At 75.8% G+C, this 18,246-nt stretch carries 15 protein-coding genes; 8 read left to right on the top strand and 7 right to left on the bottom strand.

The features are described from left to right. Positions 1–259 precede the first annotated feature (259 nt). Positions 260–2,023, top strand: coding sequence for a SpoIIE family protein phosphatase (locus ACIRBX_RS03230; RefSeq protein WP_402293423.1), 1,764 nt, complete (start codon positions 260–262; stop codon positions 2,021–2,023). Positions 2,024–2,070: 47 nt separating this feature from the next. On the opposite strand, the gene ACIRBX_RS03235 is transcribed toward ACIRBX_RS03230, so the two are convergent. Further along, positions 2,071–2,946, bottom strand: a complete 876-nt coding sequence (locus tag ACIRBX_RS03235; RefSeq protein WP_402293424.1) for a hypothetical protein — start codon at positions 2,944–2,946, stop codon at positions 2,071–2,073. 333 nt (positions 2,947–3,279) lie between these two features. On the opposite strand from ACIRBX_RS03235, the gene ACIRBX_RS03240 reads away from it, so the two are divergent. After that, positions 3,280–4,815: an APC family permease gene (locus tag ACIRBX_RS03240; RefSeq protein ID WP_402293425.1), complete on the top strand. Its 1,536-nt coding sequence runs from the start codon at positions 3,280–3,282 to the stop codon at positions 4,813–4,815. 172 nt (positions 4,816–4,987) lie between these two features. On the opposite strand, the gene ACIRBX_RS03245 is transcribed toward ACIRBX_RS03240, so the two are convergent. The 3 genes from ACIRBX_RS03245 to ACIRBX_RS03255 all read right to left on the bottom strand — a co-directional run bounded on the left by ACIRBX_RS03245 (position 4,988) and on the right by ACIRBX_RS03255 (position 7,662). Next, complete coding sequence (locus ACIRBX_RS03245) at positions 4,988–5,737, bottom strand: response regulator transcription factor (protein ID WP_402293426.1); 750 nt, start codon at positions 5,735–5,737, stop codon at positions 4,988–4,990. A 216-nt stretch (positions 5,738–5,953) separates the two neighbouring features. Next, positions 5,954–6,910 carry a hypothetical protein gene (locus ACIRBX_RS03250; protein ID WP_402293427.1) on the bottom strand — a complete coding sequence of 319 codons (957 nt, stop codon included), beginning with the start codon at positions 6,908–6,910 and terminating at the stop codon, positions 5,954–5,956. Positions 6,911–7,080: 170 nt separating this feature from the next. Beyond that, positions 7,081–7,662, bottom strand: coding sequence for a hypothetical protein (locus tag ACIRBX_RS03255; protein WP_402293428.1), 582 nt, complete (start codon positions 7,660–7,662; stop codon positions 7,081–7,083). Between the two features lie 186 nt (positions 7,663–7,848). Between ACIRBX_RS03255 and ACIRBX_RS03260 the strand changes: the two genes are divergently transcribed. From ACIRBX_RS03260 to ACIRBX_RS03280, 5 genes are all read left to right on the top strand, one after another. Further along, positions 7,849–9,342: a sensor histidine kinase gene (locus ACIRBX_RS03260; protein WP_402293429.1), complete on the top strand. Its 1,494-nt coding sequence runs from the start codon at positions 7,849–7,851 to the stop codon at positions 9,340–9,342. Positions 9,343–9,631: 289 nt separating this feature from the next. Continuing rightward, a complete protein-coding gene (locus ACIRBX_RS03265) occupies positions 9,632–10,921 on the top strand; it encodes a choice-of-anchor A family protein (RefSeq protein WP_402293430.1) in 1,290 nt (429 codons plus the stop codon). A gap of 107 nt (positions 10,922–11,028) precedes the next feature. After that, entirely contained in the window at positions 11,029–11,970 is a 942-nt protein-coding gene (locus ACIRBX_RS03270; protein ID WP_402293431.1) for a peptidoglycan-binding protein, read from the top strand. A gap of 95 nt (positions 11,971–12,065) precedes the next feature. Continuing rightward, on the top strand, positions 12,066–13,703 hold the full coding sequence (locus ACIRBX_RS03275; protein ID WP_402293432.1) for a PAS domain-containing protein: 1,638 nt from the start codon (positions 12,066–12,068) through the stop codon (positions 13,701–13,703). Positions 13,704–13,728: 25 nt separating this feature from the next. Beyond that, positions 13,729–14,778 carry a lytic polysaccharide monooxygenase gene (locus tag ACIRBX_RS03280; RefSeq protein WP_402293433.1) on the top strand — a complete coding sequence of 350 codons (1,050 nt, stop codon included), beginning with the start codon at positions 13,729–13,731 and terminating at the stop codon, positions 14,776–14,778. A gap of 74 nt (positions 14,779–14,852) precedes the next feature. On the opposite strand, the gene ACIRBX_RS03285 is transcribed toward ACIRBX_RS03280, so the two are convergent. Then, positions 14,853–15,062, bottom strand: a complete 210-nt coding sequence (locus tag ACIRBX_RS03285; protein ID WP_402293434.1) for a DUF6243 family protein — start codon at positions 15,060–15,062, stop codon at positions 14,853–14,855. Between the two features lie 70 nt (positions 15,063–15,132). After that, positions 15,133–15,834 carry a hypothetical protein gene (locus ACIRBX_RS03290; RefSeq protein ID WP_402293435.1) on the bottom strand — a complete coding sequence of 234 codons (702 nt, stop codon included), beginning with the start codon at positions 15,832–15,834 and terminating at the stop codon, positions 15,133–15,135. 120 nt (positions 15,835–15,954) lie between these two features. Between ACIRBX_RS03290 and ACIRBX_RS03295 the strand changes: the two genes are divergently transcribed. Beyond that, on the top strand, positions 15,955–17,262 hold the full coding sequence (locus ACIRBX_RS03295; protein WP_402293436.1) for a cytochrome P450: 1,308 nt from the start codon (positions 15,955–15,957) through the stop codon (positions 17,260–17,262). 7 nt (positions 17,263–17,269) lie between these two features. Here the strand turns inward: ACIRBX_RS03295 and ACIRBX_RS03300 are convergent, their stop codons facing one another. Then, positions 17,270–18,190 (bottom strand): TIGR04222 domain-containing membrane protein, encoded by a 921-nt coding sequence (locus tag ACIRBX_RS03300; RefSeq protein WP_402293437.1) that lies wholly within the window; start codon positions 18,188–18,190, stop codon positions 17,270–17,272. Positions 18,191–18,246: the final 56 nt, after the last annotated feature.

An 18,246-nucleotide genomic window follows, 5' to 3' on the forward strand; every position in this document is an offset into this window, starting at 1 on the left:
ACGAGCCCCGACGGACGGACGGCGGCCCCGGCCGCACCGGGCGCGAAGGTGGGCGACACCACGCCGCGCTTCTGTCGCCCGCCCCGCTCCCGCGTGCCACGACCCGAGCACTACCGCCAGCCACGAGCAGGGCCGGGTGACGGACGGGCGGCGGCCACACCGGGCGCGAAGGTGGGCGACACCACGCCGCGCTTCTGTCGCCCGCCCCGCTCTCGCGTGCGACGATCCGAGCACTGCCGCCAGCCACGAGGAGGGCCGGGTGTCGCTGGACATATTGAGCGAGGAGCAGGCCCGGGACCTGCTCCGCCGGCTCGGGCGGCCGTCGCCGGACTCCCCGGAGGTGGCCGCCCTGGCCCGGCTGGTGGCCGACCACACCGTGATGCGGGCGGTCGCCGACGGCACCTCGGTCGGCGTCGCGGTGCTCGACGCCGAGCTGCGCTACCGCTACGTCAACGAGGCGCTCGCCGCGATGAACGGCACCCCCGCCCCGGATCACCTCGGCAAGCGCCTGGCCGACGTCGTCCCCGGTGTGAACGTCGACCACACCGAGGCCGCGCTGCGCTCGGTCCTGGAGACCGGACGGCCGGTGGCCCATCTGGTCGAGGGCACCACCGCGCCCGGCCCGGCCGCCCCGGTGCGGTTCTGGCACAACGCCTTCCACCGGCTGGAGGAGGAGGACGGCGCCCCGCTCGGCGTGGTCGCCCTGGTCCTGGAGATCACCGAGGACCGCCGGATCCGCGAGGCGCTCTCCCTCGCCTCCACCCGGCTGACCCTGTTCGACGAAGCCGCCACCCGGATCGGCACCACCCTGGACGTCCGGCAGACCTGCCAGGAGCTGACCGAACTGCTGGTGCCCCGGCTCGCCGACCTCGCCGTGGTGGACGTCCTCGACCTCGACCGGCACCTCGCCGCGCCGCACCCGCAGGAAGGACTCCACCTGCACCGCCTCGCCCTGACCGCCGTGCCCCGGCTCGCCGAGGCGACCCACCTGCTCGGCGCCCCCGGTGCCCCCGTCACGCCGAGACCCGGCTCGGACCTGACCCGGTGCCTGGACGAGCAGCGCCCGGTGGTCTCCGACCTGCTCGGCCCGGACGGCACCGGGCTGCTCGGTCTGCCGCCCGAGCGGATCGCGCTGCACCGGCGGCTGGGCCTGCACTCGGCCTGCCACGTGCCGCTGACGGCCCGTCACGACGTGATCGGCGTGGTCTCCCTGGTCCGCTCGACCGGATCGCCGCCGTTCACCCCGCAGGAAGCCGACCTAGCGGGCGAGTTGGCCCTGCGGGCGGCCAACTCCATCGACAACGCCCAGCGCTACGCCCACGAGCGGCGCAGCGCGGTGCTGCTCCAGCGCGCCCTGCTCTCGGACGCCACCGTGCCCGGCCCGGGGGTGGAGTGCGCCCGGCGCTACCTGCCGGCCGGCGCGGCGGCCGAGATCGGCGGCGACTGGTACGACACCCTGGCCCTGCCCGGCGGCTCCACCCTGCTGACGGTCGGCGACGTGATGGGCCACGGGTTGGACGCCGCGGCCACCATGGCCGAGTACCGCTCGGTGATCCGCACCCTGGCGCTCCAGGGCCTGCCCCCGGCCGCCGTCCTGGACGCCGCCGAGCACACCGTCCAGGCCCTCGACCAGGAACGGGTGGCCACCTGTCTGACCGTCACCTTCTCCCCCGCCACCCGCACCGCAGTGCTGGCCACCGCCGGCCACCTGCCGCCCCTGCTGATCCCGCCCGACGGCCCGCCCCGGCTGCTCGACCTCCCGGTCGGCCCCCCGCTCGGCGCCGGGCCGGGACCGCACCGCAGCCGCACCCTCCGCCTGCCGCCCGGCGCCGTCCTGCTGCTCTACACCGACGGCCTGGTGGAGCGCCGCGACCAGGACATCGACCAGGGCCTGGCAGCCTTGGCCGCGCTCGCCTTCGAGCAGGCCGGCCCCCTGGAGTCCGTCCTCGACACCGCCGTCACCCTGCTGGCCGGCGCCCGGGTCGGAGACGACGTCTCCCTGCTCGCGGTCCGCACCGCCTGACCCCGCCGCTCCGACCCGCCTCCCTGTCCCGACCCCGGTCCAGGGGCTCAGCCGGCCAGGTCGAAGACGCCCCACTCGGTGAAGGGTTCGGGCTGGACGTAGATCCGGCTGCCACGGCTGACCACCCGTCGGCGGGTCAGGGCGGAGCCGTCGGGCCCGGTGAGGGTGCCAACCCCGGTCCTCCGGACGGCGGTCCCGGTGAGTACGCCGTGGGCGAGGCGGTCCTGATGTTCGCCGCTGCCGCCGAAGAGGACGACCCGGTCGCCGTGGACGGCCAGCGCCGTGGCGCTGCGGATCCGGTTCGACCACACCCGCACCGGCGGTTCGCCCCGGGCGGCCCGGTCCGGGCGGATCTCCACCACCGGGAAGTCGGTGTAGGGGCAGGCCCAGGCGGTGGTGCCGGACACGTTCAGGGCGTAGCAGTCGAACAGGCCGGGGATGCCGGCCCCGGCCGAGGTCCAGACGAGCTCGCCGGTGGGGCTCCAGCGGCGGATGCCCAGCGGGTTCTCGTCGAAGTGCCCGGCCCAGAGGTGGCCGGCCTCGTCCACCAGCAGGTGCTCGATCGCGTCCCCGATGCCGAAGGCGCGGCTCTCGTGGCCGAGTCGGTCGAAGACCTGGACCTGCCGGGCCTCGTCGTGCCGGCCGGTGCGGGCGGCGGCGACCACGAACCCGCCCTCGGGCAGCCGGTCGAGGAGCGGCCAGCGGGCCCGTACGGACCGCAGTTCGGTGACCTCGGCGCCCCCGTCCGGGCGGACCGAGACCACCAGGGCGTCGTACGGCGGGTGCTCCCGGCCGCGCTGCGGGGCCTGCTCGGCCAGCAGCCAGTGGGCGGTGCCGGCCGCGTCGACCGTACTGGTCCGGACGTGGCGGTGGTGGTGGGCCCGGGGCAGGCGGGCGTGGGGGACGAGGGGGGTCTGCTGCACGGCGGTCTCTCCTGGGGGCGTGTCGGACGGCCGGTGGGCGCGGTGGCTCGGCAGCGGCCGGTGGCGCACGGGCCCGGGAGAGCGGGCGGGGGTGCCTAGCAGGCACGGGCCTTTGCGTGGGTCATGGGGGTGATCGTCACCGACCGGCCGCCCGGTGGCAACGCCTTTTCCGCGCGCCTCCGACGGGCACCCCGGTGTCCGGGCCGAGGGCGGGGACGGGCGGGCCGGGCATCGCGCCGGTGGGGGCCGGACGGGTGGTTCGACGGCGCGTGGGCGGGCGGGTCGCGCCCCCGGCGCGTGACGGGCGGTCAGGATGCCTCTTCGGGAGGAATCGTGAGCCACAGCACGGACGCACCGCACCAGCCGGAGAAGGACCTCCAGGAGAAGGGGCTCAGATCGGGGGCCGTCGGGCTGGTGGCCAGCGTGGTGCTGAGCGTCTCCTCCGTCGCCCCGGTCTACGCCCTCACCGCCACCCTCGGGCCGACGGTGGCCCAGGTCGGTCTCCAGATGCCCGCCGTCTTCCTGGCCGGCTTCCTGCCGATGCTCCTGGTGGCCTACGCCTACCGGGAGTTGAACCGGGTGATGCCGGACTGCGGCACCTCCTTCACCTGGACGGCCAAGGCCTTCGGCCCGTACGCCGGGTGGATGTGCGGCTGGGGGCTGGTGGTGGCCACCATCATCGTGCTCTCCAACCTGGCCGGGGTGGCGGTCTCGTTCTTCTACCTGATGCTGGCCCAGGTCTTCGAGAACCCGGGCCTCGCCGACCTCGCGCACAACCGCGGCGTCAACGTACTGACCTGCGTGGTCTTCGTCGCCCTGGCCACCGCCATCGCCTACCGGGGTGTGACCCTCACCAAGGAGGTCCAGTACGTCCTGGTGGGGCTCCAGTTGGCGGTGCTGGCGGTCTTCTCGCTGTTCGCCTTCGTCAAGGCCGATCAGGGGCGCTCGCCGCTGGCCATCGAGTTCAGCTGGCAGTGGCTGGACCCCTTCGCGGTGCAGTCCTTCGCCGCCTTCACCGCCGGGCTCTCGCTCTCCCTCTTCATCTACTGGGGCTGGGACACCTCACTGACCGTCAACGAGGAGACGGCCGGCTCCGCCGCCACCCCCGGCCGGGCCGCGCTGCTCACCATGCTGGTGATCCTCACCGCCTACCTGGTCACCGCGGTGGCCACCCAGCGGTTCGCCGGGGTGGGCACCGAGTCGTACGGGCTGGGCAATCCGGAGACCGAGGACAACGTCTTCGCCGCCCTGGCCAAGCCGGTGCTCGGCTCGCTCTCCATCCTCATCTACGTGGCGGTGCTGGCGAGTTCGGCCTCCAGCCTGCAGACCACCTTCCTGCCGCCGGCCCGCACCATGCTCGCCATGGGCACCTACCGGGCCATCCCGGCCCGGCTGGCCCGGATCCACCCGAGGTTCGCCAGCCCGTCCGCCGCCACCCTGCTGGCCGGGGCCGGCACGGCGGTCTTCTACTCCACCATGACGCTGATCAGCGACAGCGTGCTGGTGGACACCATCTTCACCCTGGGCATGATGATCTGCTTCTACTACGGACTCACCGCCTACGCCTGCGTCTGGTACTTCCGGCGCGAACTCACCTCCTCCGTCCACGCGTTCCTCTTCAAGGGCCTCTTCCCCCTGCTCGGGGCCGCGCTGCTCACCGCCGTCTTCGCCAAGACCGCCGTGGACACCTTCGACCCGGCCTACGGCTCCGGCACCTCGCTGTTCGGCGTCGGCACCGTCTTCCTGATCGGCTTCGGCCTGCTCGCCCTCGGCGTGCTGCTGATGCTGCTCCAGCGCCGCCGCGCACCCGCCTTCTTCCGGGGCGAGACGCTGCGCCACGACACCCCGTCCCTGATCGTCGAGGACTGACGGACCGGCGCCCGGCACACGCCCGGGCCGGCGACGGCCACGTGCCCGTCGCCGGCCCGGACACTTTCGGACACCTGGTGTCACCAATGGTTCGGAAAACGCCAAAAAAAGCCCGCCGGACTCGGCGGAGCGGTGCGGGACCGGCACGGCACCGGATCAGCGCATCAGCGCATCAGCGGAAGGGTGGTGCCTCCAAGCGGAAGCCGACACCGCGCACGGTGTAGAGGTAGCGCGGCCGGGTGGGGGTCTCGCCGAGCTTGCGCCGCAGCCAGGAGAGGTGGACGTCGATGGTCTGGACGCTCCCGTAGCTGTCCTGCCAGACGCCCGCCAGGATCTGCCGGCGGGTCACCACCGTGCCGGGCCGGGCCGCGAGGTAGGCCAGCAGGTCGAACTCACGCCGGGTCAGGTCGAGCGGCTGCCCGTCCAGAGCCGCCTCCCGGCGCCGGGTGTCCACCGCCAGCCCGCCCACCCGCAGCACCTCCGAGGCGGGCGGCGCTGCGGCGGCGAACCGGCGCAGCACTGCGGCTATCCGGGCGCTCAGATGGCTGCCCGAGAAGGGCTTGACCAGGTAGTCGTCGGCGCCGTCGTTGAGCAGCCGGACGATCTCGTTCTCGTCGTCCCGGGCGGTGGAGATGATCACCGGCACGTCGGTGAGGCTGCGGATCATCTTGAGCGCGTCGGCGCCGTCGAGGTCGGGCAGGCCGAGGTCGAGCAGCACGAGGTCGCAGTCGCCCGCCGCGACCTCGCGCAGCGCGCCGAGCGCGGTGCCCACACTCCGGACGGGGTGGCCGACCGAGGTGAGGTGCCGGATCAGCACGGAGCGGACGCGCGGGTCGTCCTCGACCACCAGGACGGTGGGGGCGTTCGGGTGCGGCGCCGTCGGCGGGTACGCCGTCGGTGGCCGGGTGGAGGAGTCGGGCATGCTCGGACCTTCTCGTCGGGTCGGGCAGGAGCTCACCCTCAGTAATACATGAGGGCTTCTCGGGTTGATCAGCATACTGGCGCCAGTCCGACCAAAGCTGCCAAACGGGATATCCCGTAGGGGAATCCACGCCGGATCGGCACTGGACGCGCCCCGGCCCGGCCGGGCCGGCAGCTCCGGTCGGCTACCTTGTGTGACGGGTGGGCGTCCACCCCCTCAGACCTGCGACCAGCGCCACGGCGCGGGCCCCGCCTCGCCGCGCAGGCAGGCCAGCCGGTGCAGCGCCTCCCGGTGGTGCCCCGCGCCGAGGTCCGCCCGGCGCACCTCGCGCATCAGGTGACCGAGCGCCAGCACCTCCCGCAGCACCGAGTAGCCGTCCCAGTCCGTGAGATCGCCGGAGGACGGCCCCGGGGCGAACCGGGCGTAGGCCGCCGCGAACTCCCGGTAGCTCCCCCGGTGCCCGTGCACCAGGTCGGAGCGCCAGCGGGCCGCCGCGACGTCCCACTCCCGGCGACCCCGGGCGAGCGGCCGGGTGAGCACCAGCTGACGGGTGTTCACCCGGCGGTAGCAGGTCGCGGGCTGACTGCCCGCCAGGATGGTGGTGGGCGAGGTCGGCCAGTCGAGGCACTGCCAGAGCCCGGCCAGCCACCCGGCCCGGTGGCGGATCCACTCGGCGTCCGGCGGGCTGAGCGGCGAGCGGTCGAGGCCCGTCAGCAGCCCGTCGAACGGGTCGTGGTCCCCGGCGGCCGAGCGGTCCGGCGGCGGGAGCAGGTGGAGGGCCGCGGCCGCGTACGCGGCTGCGGCGGCGTCCTGGTCCACCCGGTGGCCCCGGGGCTGCTCCCAGAAGGTGACGAAGCGGCTGCCGCCGGCCACCGCCCGGTCGGAGCGCGGCAGCAGCACGTCCAGTCCGTAGGCGCTGATCCGGTACGCGTCGGCCATCAACGACTGGGCCTGCCAAGCCAGTTCGGGCGGGTAGACGTAGGCGAGGAGCTCCGCCCGGGGCAGCGACCAGATCCCGTGGCCCTCCTCCTCCCCCGCGTACTCGGCCTGCTCGGCCGGCAGCCCCAGGGCGGTGGCGGCCCGGGTCACGGCATCGTGGTCGGCCTCCATCCGGCGGGCCCGGACGGCATTGCCGAAGCGGATCAGGGTGCGGGTGCGCGGTCCCGGCGTCATGGAGCCCTCCTGGTGCGGCTCGGTGCCCCGGCGCCGGGCCCGGCGGGAGCGCGGGCGGGCGGATCGGGGGTGGCGGCAGCGACGCTAGGCGACCGGAGGGGCGGATCGGTGGGTCGTTGGGATTCGCTCAGGGAACCTTCGGAGTCCCTTCGGACTTCCGGCCGCCGGCCTCACTGCTCGTAGGTCTCCACCAGCGGTGCGTGGCCGTTCCAGGTGGCGAAGACCGAGGAGGTCCGGCCGTCCTTGGTGAAGTCGACCCGCAGCCAGGTCTCGGTGCGCCAGGTCTGCACCGCCCAGCCGGGGCCCGGCGAGGCCGAGATCAGCGTCGCCGAATCGCGGCCCAGGGCCAGTGCCACCCGCCCGCCCCGGACGGTGTAGCCACGGCTGTCGGCACCCTCCGGCGCGGCGGCGGGCGGCGGAGCGCTCGGAGTCGTGGTCACGCCGGCGGTGGCACGCGGGGACCGTGAGGCGCTCGGAGTGGTCGGAGCCGCGCCGGACGGGACCGGGCCGGACGGGACCAGGCCGACCGTCGCGCCGGGCGCCGGGGTCGCCCGGCCGGTGCTCCGGGCCGCCGCCGGGGTGGAGACCGGCGGCAGGGCCCCGGCGATCGCGCCCGGGCGGGCGGGCACGAAGACCGCGTCCGGCGGTCCGAAGACCGCCTCGCGCAGCACCAGATTGACGCCCGCCCAGGAGATGGCGGCAGCTGCCGCGGTGGCGGCCAGCCAGGCCGTCGTCAGGGTCCGCATTCGCATGACCGCTATCCTGCACTATCGCGACGGGCCCCCGGAAAGGCGGTCCGGATTCCGGGGGAATTGGCCCCCCGGGACCCACGGTGGTGTATTCGTCCACCACCGGCCGGGGCTCACCGACCACGAGTGGGGAAACATGTCGTCGACAGAGTCGGGAACGGCCGGGGCGGGCCACCGGTGAGGGGCGCGATGGCCCGGTTCGCGGTGGCGGTGGCCGCGATGGTCGCCCTGGCGTTCCTGATACCGCTGGCGCTCACCGTCCGCGAGTTCGCCCGCGAGCGGGCCTTCACCCAGGCCGAGCAGCAGGCCGCCGCGATCGATCCGGTCCTGGTGGTGACGACCGATCAGGAGCAGCTGCGCCGGGCACTGGCCTCCATCCCGGCGGGCCAGGCGGGCCGGATCGCCGTCCACCTGCCGTCCGGGGTGGTGGTCGGCGCCGGCCGGGCGGACGGCGCCCGGGTCGCGGCAGCGGCCGGGCAGGGGCGGGCGTACAGCGCGGAGGTGCCCGGCGGGTACGCGGTGCTGCGGCCGGTGGTGCTGGAGCCCGGCACGGTCGCGGTGGTGGAGGTGTACCTGCTGGACGGCGACCTGACCCGGGGGCTGTGGAGCACCTGGCTGGTGCTCGGCGGGGTGGCGCTCTGCCTGGTGCTGATCTCCAGCCTGGTGGCCGACCGGCTGGCGGCCCGGCTGGTGGGCGCCACCCGCGACCTGGCCGCGGTGGCCCGGACGCTGGGGTCGGGCGACCTGGAGGCGGTGGCCGACACCCGGGGGCCGTACGAGCTGCGCGAGGTGGGGCTGGCGTTCAACGCGATGGCGGGGCGGATGCGGTCGATGATCGTCGCCGAGCGGGAGTTCGCCGCCGACCTCTCGCACCGGCTGCGCACGCCGCTGACGGCGCTGCGGTTCACCGCGAGCGCGCTGGAGGACGGGCCGATGGCCGATCAGGCCCGGGACGTGGCGGACTGGTTGGAGCGCGAGGTGGACTCGGTGATCAGCAGTGCCCGGGCCGGCAGCGGCCCGCGCGAGCCGGCCGGGTGCGACGCGGTGCAGGTGCTGGGCGAACGGATGGCGTTCTGGTCGGCGCTGGCCGACGACCAGGGCCGACGCTGGGACTGGACCTCCGAGCCGGGGCCCTGCCCGGTGCCGGTGGCCCCCGCCGAGCTGGCCGCCGCGCTCGACGCGATCCTCGGCAACGTCTTCCGGCACACCCGGCCGGGCACCGGCTTCGCGGTGGCGCTGCGGCTGGGCGGTCACGGCGCGGGCGAGCAGGGCCGGGTCGGCCGCCGCTCCGACGGGACGTCAGGCGCGCGCTCCGGCGGTCATCCCGCCGGGCGGTCGGACGGAGCGTCAGGCCGGAGCCCCGGCGGGCAGCTGGTGATCGGTGTCGGCGATGCCGGGCCCGGCATCGCCGACCCGGAGACCGCCCTGCTCCGGGGCCACGGCACCGTGCGCGAGGGCTCCACCGGGCTGGGCCTGGACATCGTCCGGCGGCTGGCCGAGGAGGCCGGCGGCACGCTCCGGCTGGGCCGCTCCGAGCAGGGCGGCGCGCTGGTCGAACTCACCCTGCCGACCGGCCCGGCCGCGGACCCGTCCACCACCCCGCCGGGCCCCCGGCGGCGGACCGCCGGACTGCGGCGCGCGGACCGGCGGGGCCCCCGGAAGGGCGGATTGGAGTTTCTTTAAAGTCGCTGCGAAACGCCTTGAAGCAGCTGTTATCCGAGCGTTATCAAGCGGCTTTTCGGTGCTCTTCCCGCTGTTAGAGTCCGCTGTCGTGAAGACCGGAACCATAAACCTCGACCGCATTTCCGCGCCGCTCCGCACGGCGATCGCCGTTTCGACCTGCGCGGGAATTCTCCTCACCACTTCTGCACATTCCGCCGAAGCCGCTCCCGGGAACGGCCGGTCGGCCTCCTGCCCCGGCGCCGGCCAGTACCCGCCGATCGGGCCCGAGCCCCGCTTCACCGACGGGAACGTGGCCGTCTTCGCCGGCGGCGACTACACCGCCGACGGCGGCACGGCCGAGGCCGAGGGCCTGGTGGTGGTGGCAGGCGACGCCACCTTCGCCAAGAGCGGCGGCGGGGTGTTCAACATCGGCCGGGTCGGCGCCGGTTCGGGCATCCTGCCTGCCTCCGGACAGGTGATGCTGGCCGTCGGCGGCGACCTGCACATCGCCAAGGGCACCACCCTGGACATCGGCTCCGGCCTGACCACCGGGCCGGGCTACGGCGGCGGCGTCCGGGCCGGCGGCACCATCGACGCCAAGGGTCCGCTGGACACCAACGGCGGCGAGCAGCGCTCCCGGGTGGGCAAGGCCGCCGCCCTCGACCCGTACGCGGCCTTCGACGCGACCCTGCGGGACCAGTCGGCCGCGCTCGGCGCGCTCCGGCCGACCGGCACCGCGCAGCGCTCGGGCGGGACGGTGACCTTCCGCAGCACCGGCCCGTCCACCGGCACGCTCCAGGTCTTCGAGCTCGCCTCGGCCGACCTGGACGGCGCCTCCACCTTCGTCTTCGAGTCGATCCCGGCGGAGGCCTCGGTCCTGGTCAACGTCACCGGCACGCACCCGGTGTCGGTCTCCCCGATGGCGGTCGGCTACAACGGCGACCGGGTCGACGTGTACAGCTCCGCGCACTTCGGCGAGGCCTCCGCCAAGGTGCTCTACAACCTGCGCGAGACACCGAAGGTGACCCTCGGCGGCGGTGGCAACTTCATCGGCTCGCTGCTGGCCCCCAAGGCCTCCGCCGATCTGACCGCCAGCACCAACGGCCGGCTGTTCGTCGGCGGCGACCTGCGCACCCACGGGTCGGGCAACGAGAGCCACAACTACCCGTGGACCGGCGCCCCGGCGTTCTCCTGCTCCCCCACCCCCGTGCCGCAGCCCAGCACCCCGCCGGTCCCCACCCCGGCCCCGAGTCCCACCCCGAGCGTCCCGGGCCAGACCCCGCCCGCCACGCCGAGCACCCCGCCGACCCCCGGCACCCCGACCGGCCCCGGCACGCCGAGCACCCCCGGCACCCCGAACACCCCGAGCGCACCGGGCAGTCGCAAGCCGTCCGCACCGCCCACCTCCGCCCGGCCGACCACCCCGGGCGGCGCCGCTCCCGCGCCGTCTCCGACACCCGACCGTCCGGCGCCCGGCACCTCGCTCGCCTTCACCGGCTCCACCGGGACCTTCCTGATCGCCGGCACCGGCGTGGCCACCCTGGTGATCGGCGGCGGCGTACTGGTGGCCCTCCGCCGCCGCCGCGGCAGCACCGGCTGACCACCCCTCAGGACCGCGGGCGCGGTCCCCCCCCCCTCACCGCGCCCGCTCCCCCTCCCCGCTCCCGCCACGTCCTCCCGCGCCGTCCGCCCCGAAGGAACCGCACCATGTCGTACCCGCGCTGCGCCGCCTGCGACTCGCCCCGGCCCGGTGGCACGTGCCCCTGCACCCCCGGCCCGGCCGAGCCGGTCCCGCTGGTGCGCCCGTACGTCACGACCGTCCAGGTCGTCGAGGGTCCCTCCCCCACCCTGCGGTCCGTCGGGGCCCCGGCGGCCCCGGCCGCCCGTCCGGGCGGGCCGGCCCTGGTGCCCGCGCCGGTCGCGCGGACGGCCACCGGGCGGCCCGGCGGTGCGCACCGGCTGCGCACGTGGACCGCCCGCCGGGCCCGGGTCCTGCTCGGCACGTCCTGCGTGCTCGCGGTCTGCGGCAGCCTCGGCCCGGCGCTGATGACGCGTCAGCCCGCCGAGCGCGCCGACCCGCCGCCGACCGTGCTCACCCTGACCTTCGAACCGACCGGCACCGCCTCCCCGGAGGGCACCCCCGCCACCGGCCCGGCGGCCACCCCGGCCACCCCGGCCACCGGCAGCCCGAGCGCCGCGCCGAGCAGCCCCACCCGCACGCCCCGGCCCCGCACCACACCCCCGCACCCAGCGGCCGGCGCCGCCGAGCGCACCCCTGCCCCGCCCACCTCCGTCACCGCCCCGGCCGCCACCGGCCCCGCCGCCGCGACCACCGGACCCGGTACCCCGGCCACCCCCGCCCCCACGGCCACCACCCCGCCGAGCCCGGCCCCGACCCCGCCGACCGTGCCACCGGCCGCGCCGGTGCTCCGCCCCGGTGACAGCGGGCCGCAGGTCCGCCGGTTGCAGACCTTGCTGCTGGACCTGGCCTGCGCACCCTCCCGCTACCGCAAGGTCACCGGCCTGTTCGACGACTGGACCCGGGCGGTGCTGACCTCCTTCCAGCGCCGTGCCGACATCCGCGGCGAGGACGGCACCTACGGCCCGGCCACCCGGGCCGCGCTGGAGGCCGCCGTGCCCCGCTGCTGACCCGCCCACCACCCCCGGCCCACCCCACCCAGCCCGACCCACCGTCAGACCGACCCACCGTCAGACCGCCCCGACCACCCCACCGGACGGACCCCGTGAACGCCTCCCTGCCCGGCGACGCCCTCGCCACCGTCCTCGAAGCCCTGCCCGACCCGGCCCTGCTGATCAACGGCAACGGCACCGTCCTGGCCGCCAACTCCCCGGCGCACCAAGCCTTCCAGGCACCGGGGACGTTCCTGGTCGGCCTGGGCGTCCTCGACCTGCTGCCCGGGCTCGACCCCCGGTGCATCCCCGGGTCGATGCGCCCGGCAGGCGGCCCCGGCTCCGCCGAGACCGTCCGCACCACCGCCCGGCGCACCGACGCCAGCACCTTCCCCGCCGAGGTCCGGGCCACCGAGATCGGCGGCGAGCTGGCCGCCGTGCTGCTGCCCTCCGTCCGCCCCGGCCCGTCCGGCGGGCTGCTCCTGCTGGTCGCCCGGGACCTGACGGAGCTCCGGCAGGCCCACGCCGACTTGGTCCGCCTCCGGGTGGAGACCGAGACGGTGCTGCGCACCTGCTCCGAGGGCATCCTCGGGATCGACTCCGAGGGGCGGTGCGTGCTGGCCAATCCGGCCGCCCTCCACCTGCTGCGCTACCGGGCCGATGACCTCGCGGGCCGCCCGCTCCACTCCCTGCTGCCGCCGGGGGCCACCTCCGCACCACCCGCCGTGCTCGCCGCCCTGGCCACCGGCCGGCGCAGCGCAGGCTCGGCGACGCTGCGCCGCCGGGACGGCGTCCCGCTCGCCGTGGACCTGCGGGCCGTGCCGCTGCACCACGAGGGCCGGGTGGCCGGGGTGGTGATGGCCTTCACCGACCGGGGCCGCGAGCTCTCCGCCGCCGCCGGGCACGCCTATCTGACCGCCGTGCTGCGCAACAGCGTCGGCCCGTCGAGCAGCGCCCTGGCCGACCGTCTGGAGCGGCTCGCGCACGACCCCGCCGCCCGGCTGTGGCCCGAGGCGATCGGCGAACTCCGCTACCTGGCCACCGAGTTCGCCCGCTCCCGGGCGCTGGTCTCCCAAGTCCTGGACGATCTCACCGCCCCGGCCGGGGAGGCCGAGCCGCCCCGCGCCGAACCGGTGGCGCTGCGTCAGGTGCTGCACAGGGCCGTCGACCGGGCCGATGTGCTGGCCGGGTCGGACCGGGTGCGGTACACCGTGCGGGCCGCCGCCGTCGAGATCAGCGCCGATCCGCAACTGCTGGCCGAGGCGCTGGCCCTGCTGGCGGCCGACGCGAGCGGCGGCGGACAGCGGCCCGGCGGACCGGCCGGGCGGGAGCTGCCGACGGTGCTGCTGGTGGGGGTGCGGGACCACAGCGGCATCCGGATCGAGATCACCGGCCCCGGTGGCGACGGCCGGACCGGCCACCTCCCGCTGGCCCGCGAGATGGTCGAGGTGCACGGCGGCGTCCTCCAGCCGCTCCGCCCGGCCGGGCACCAGGGCGTCACGTACGTGATCGACCTGCCGCTCGTCCCCGACCACCACGCCGGGCCGGGCGGGTCCTCCCCACGCCGCCGGCACGCCCGGCCCGCCACCGGCCCGGACTCCCTCGGCCTGGCCCCGGCTCCGACCACCCGGCCCCCGCTCGCCATCGCACCTGCACCCGCACCCGCACCCGCACCCGCACCCGAGCGGAGCTCCGGCCGCCACCGCGCCGCCGCCGATCAGGCCGACTCCGCCACACCACGCACCGCCTGACGCTCCATCACTCGAAGGGACCCTCATGCCCAGCCCCCGCCGACTGCTCGCCCCCACCCTGCTCGCCGCCCTCGCCGTGCTCGCCACGGCCGGCCCCGCCGACGCCCACGGCTCGCTGCAGAAGCCGCTCAGCCGTATCGAGGGCTGCTACCTGGAGGGCGCCGAGCACCCGAAGTCCGCCGCCTGCCAGGCGGCCGTCGCCCTCGGCGGCACCGCCGCGCTCTACGACTGGATGAGCCTGCGCATCGGCGAGGCCGCCGGACGGCACCGCCAACTGATCCCGGACGGCAGGCTGTGCAGCGCCGGCAGCGAGATGTACAAGGGGATGGACCTGCCGCGCGCCGACTGGCCCGCCACCCGGCTGACCTCCGGTGCGGACTACACCTTCGAGTTCCGGGCCACCGCGCCGCACAAGGGCACCTTCCAGCTGTACCTGACCAACGCGGGCTACTCCCCGACCAGGCCGCTCCGCTGGGCCGACCTCTCCCCGGAGCCCTTCCTGACCGTCACCGACCCCCAACTGTCGAACGGCTCCTACCTGTTGCCCGGGAAGATCCCGGCCGGCCGCACCGGCCGGCAGCTGATCTACGTCATCTGGCAGCGCTCGGACAGCCCGGAGGCCTTCTACTCCTGCTCCGACGTGGTCTTCGAGGGCTCCGGCACGGCCGCCGAGGCCCCGCCGGTCACCGCAGCCCCCGCCGCCGACCACGCCGGACACGACCACGGCCCCACCCTGCCGCCCCCGCCGCCCCACACTCCGAGCCCCAAGCCCTCGCCGACCCGCACCCCCGGCGCCACCCCGACCCCGACCGCGAGCCCGACCCAGCCCCCGAGCACACCGGCACCCGCGAGTCCGACGCCGAGTCAGAGCCCCACGACCACACCGCCCCCGGCCCCGAGCACACCGCCCACCACCCCCGGGGCCGGGCCGGCCGGAGACCTCACCCGCACCGCCTCCACCCGCCCGGCCGGGCCGGGCAGCCTGAGCCTCGCCATCGGCGCCGCCGTCCTGCTGGCCGCAGCGGCAGCACTGCTGCGCCGCCGCCTCCGGCCCGGGCACGGCTCGCACCGCTAGGGAGGGCAGCCCCTGCCATGGCGGTCCGGCAGCCACGCGCACCCGCACCGCCGCCACGCACGGCCGACGGTGCGTCAGCTCTGCGCGGTGCCGTCCTCCGCCTGCCGGGCCGCCTCGGCGGCGGCCTCCTTCTCGCGGATCTTGCGCACCAGCTCCGCCTTCAGGTCGGCCGCACCCTGGCGGTCGAGGTTGCGGTGCGGACCGTTGTTCTGCCGCTCGGTGCGGGACAGCCGCTTCCGCTGGCCACCGCCCATGCCCACGGGGTTGTTGATGTTCTTGCTCACGGTGACGGACTCTCCCGGTACTGAGGTGAGGGGCGACGACGTCGACGGACGTCAGCGAGGGTCCATCCTCTCACTCGCCGATCGGCGCCGGCCCCTGCGCCCGTGCCTCCGCCTGGCCGGCCGCGCCCGCCAGGCCCGCACGGGTCAGCGCGCGGAGCACGGCCGGCTGGTCGATCGGGTCCCCGTCGCCGTTGGTGGCGCCCAGGGCGGCCGGCAGGGCGGCGGGATCCAGACGGTAGGACTCGGCGTCGGCGAGGAAGCGCTCGGCACCCTCGGCGTCGGTGCGGTCGGCCAGGTTGAAGCGGACCGTGCGGAGCACGTCGTCCCGGTCGGCGAACTCGCCGATGCCGCAGTCCAGTCCGTCGTCGTCGAGGTCCTCGGGGTACGGCGCGCGAGCCCAGGCACCGTTCTCGTACCAGTAGACGCAGCCGATCTCCCAGCCCGCGATCCGCTCCCGGAGCTCCGCGTACGGCAGCCAGTCCGGGCCGCCCGCGAGCACGTCGATGGCCGGCTCGTACCACTTGACGGCGCTCGACTCGTCCTCGCCGTAGAGCACGAACCGGCCCTCGCCCAGGCTCTCGAAGATCCACCAGGTGCAGCCGCTGTCGTCCCAGTGCAGGCCGACCTCGTCGATCCAGCGCCCGCGTCGGTGCACCGAGGGGCGGGCCTCCGCCTCGGCGGTCGCCCGCAGCGCGGCGAGCAGCGCCCAGCGGGCCCAAAGCCGCTCGGCCGGGGGCAGGTCGGTGGGCAGTCCCGGGCGGTTGATGGTCATGTGCGGGCCCCCGTGTGCGGTCGGTTCGGTGATCGCCGACACGATAGCGGGCTGTCGCGACACCGCACCGATGACGTACGGTCCGTACTGACCTGCCGTCAGAGAGTGAGGAGCGGGCCGGTGTCCACCGACGCGACGACCACCGCGCAGCCCGTGCCCGTCCCCGTACCCGTGCTGGACCCGGCCGTGGTGGCCGACTGGCGGGCCAGGGGCGGCGAGCTGGTGGAGCTGCTGGCCACCGCACGGGCCGCGCTCGGGCCGGTGGCCGGGGTGCCGGTCGGCGACCGGCCGACGGTGCTGGCGACCGGGCCGGCCGAGGTGCAGCACGTGCTGGCGCACCACCCCGACCGCTACGTCAAGCGCTCGCACCGGGCCCGGATGCTGATCGGGGACGGCGTGCTGGCCGCCACCGGGGAGGCCTGGAAGCGCCAACGCAAGCTGCTCCAGGGGCAGTTCACCGGCGCCGGGATGCGACGCTACGAGCGGCGGATCGCCGCCGCCGCGCGGAGCACCGCCACCCGTTGGACCGGGCAGGCGGAGGACGGCGGCGTGCTGGACCTCGGCGACGAGATGCGCCGCTTCGCCCTGGACACCATCTGGCGCTCACTCACCGGCCACCCGCTGAACGGCGCCACCGACCGCGAACTCGGCGCGGTGGCCACCGTGGTGGCCCGGATGCCCGAGCTGCCCGCCGACGCGGCCGACGCCCGGGAGGCGGTGGCCGGGGAGCTGGCCCGGATCGACCTGATCGCCGACCGGGCCATCGAAGCCGCCCGCTCCGGCCCGCCCGGGCCGGACGGCCCGGGACTGCTGGCGCTGCTCACCGAGGACGACCACGGCTACTCGGACCGGCTGATCCGGGACGAGCTGGTCACCCTGCTGGTGGCCGGGCACGAGACCACCGCCACCACCCTCACCTGGCTGTACCTGCTGCTGGACCGTCACCCGGGCGCCCGGGAGGCCGCGTTGGCCGCCGGCCCGGCCGGCTCGCCGCAGCGGCGCGAGGCGGTGCTCGCGCTGGTCCACGAGACCCTGCGCCTCTACCCCTCCGCCTGGCTACTCCCCCGGCACGCGCTGGAGGCCGACGTGCTCGGCGGCCACCGGATCGAGGCCGGCACCGACGTACTGGTCTCCCCCTACCTCACCCACCGGGACCCGGTCCGCTGGCCCGACCCCGAGCGCTTCGACCCCACCCGCTTCACCGTCCCCGGCCGCCGCCCCGCCGAGCTGGGCGCCTACCTGCCGTTCGGCCTGGGCGCCCGTGCCTGCCTGGGCATCCAGTTCGCCCTCCGGGAGACCGTCGCTCTGCTCGAACTCCTGCTGCCCGTCTGGACGGTGAGGCTGCACAACCCCCCGCTGGGCGCCTCCTACAGCATCACCGTCCGCCCCGACGGCCCCGTGCTCGCCACCCTCTCACCGGACGTCTGACGACTCCTCACGCCCCACCCCCTCCACCGCAACCACCACCACCGCAACCACCGCCGCCGCCGCACCCCAAGCCGCCGGCACCGACTCCGCCCGAGCCTCCCGAACCGGCCGAACCGGCCGACCTACCGGGGCGCTTCCGCAGCAGCTTGGCCTCCCGCTCCCGGAGCTCGCGCTGCTCCCGCCACCGCACCATCGCGGCCAGCCGCGAGGCGCTGTCGGCCACCAGCAGGTCGTGGCCGGGCGGCAGTCCGGCCAGCCCGCGCACCGCGACGACCTGCGGCAGCGGCGCGTCCGCGCCCAGCCGTGCCTCCACGAGCGCCAGCAGTGCGCCGCCGTGCCGGGTCCGGACGGGCGCCGTCGGCAGCCGGTGCCGGTACAGGGCGACCGCCCAGCCGAGCAGCCCGGCGGCGGCTCCGAGCAGCACCGGGCCGGCGTCCCGGGCCAGCACCCACCAGATCACGACGGCCCCGATCAGCACCGCAACGGCCAGGTCGACCGCCTTCCAGCGGTCCTCGCGGGCCGGGCCGGTGTGCGCGGCCGGATCCACCAGCAGCCCGCGCCGGATCAGCTCGGGCTCCAGGGAGGACGCACCCGGATCGCCCCGGTGCCCCCTCGGCAGCTCGTCCAGGTCCCGGGTCCGGGACGACCCGACGGCCCTGATCACCCACGCCTCGGCCGGATGCCGGGCCGCGGTGTCCGTCACGGTGACCACACCCGAACGGGCGGCGACCAGCCGCCCCTGCCCGTGCATGACCACGAGCACGGTCTCGGTCACCCGACCGGCCAACCGGGCCAGCGCGTACGGGTCGAGGTCTGCGGGTGCCGTGTCGAGCGGTGCCCGGCCACCGCCCCGGACGGCGCGCATCCAGCGCAGCCACCGCCCGGTCGGCGGCCCCAGCAGCAGTGCGCCGAGCATCAGGAGAACCACCGGAATCCACACAACGCCCCCCGAATGAACGTGACGTGACCCACCGTCAGTGTGAC

The organism is Kitasatospora sp. NPDC096147, assembly GCF_044763225.1.
Taxonomy (GTDB): domain Bacteria; phylum Actinomycetota; class Actinomycetes; order Streptomycetales; family Streptomycetaceae; genus Kitasatospora.

Coding starts and splice junctions, on each gene's coding strand:
- ACIRBX_RS03250 (WP_402293427.1), bottom strand. CDS start 6,910: ATGACGCCGGGACCGCGCACCCGCACCCTGATCCGCTTCGGCAATGCC.
- ACIRBX_RS03290 (WP_402293435.1), bottom strand. CDS start 15,834: ATGACCATCAACCGCCCGGGACTGCCCACCGACCTGCCCCCGGCCGAG.
- ACIRBX_RS03245 (WP_402293426.1), bottom strand. CDS start 5,737: ATGCCCGACTCCTCCACCCGGCCACCGACGGCGTACCCGCCGACGGCG.
- ACIRBX_RS03255 (WP_402293428.1), bottom strand. CDS start 7,662: ATGCGAATGCGGACCCTGACGACGGCCTGGCTGGCCGCCACCGCGGCA.
- ACIRBX_RS03270 (WP_402293431.1), top strand. CDS start 11,029: ATGTCGTACCCGCGCTGCGCCGCCTGCGACTCGCCCCGGCCCGGTGGC.
- ACIRBX_RS03280 (WP_402293433.1), top strand. CDS start 13,729: ATGCCCAGCCCCCGCCGACTGCTCGCCCCCACCCTGCTCGCCGCCCTC.
- ACIRBX_RS03260 (WP_402293429.1), top strand. CDS start 7,849: ATGGCCCGGTTCGCGGTGGCGGTGGCCGCGATGGTCGCCCTGGCGTTC.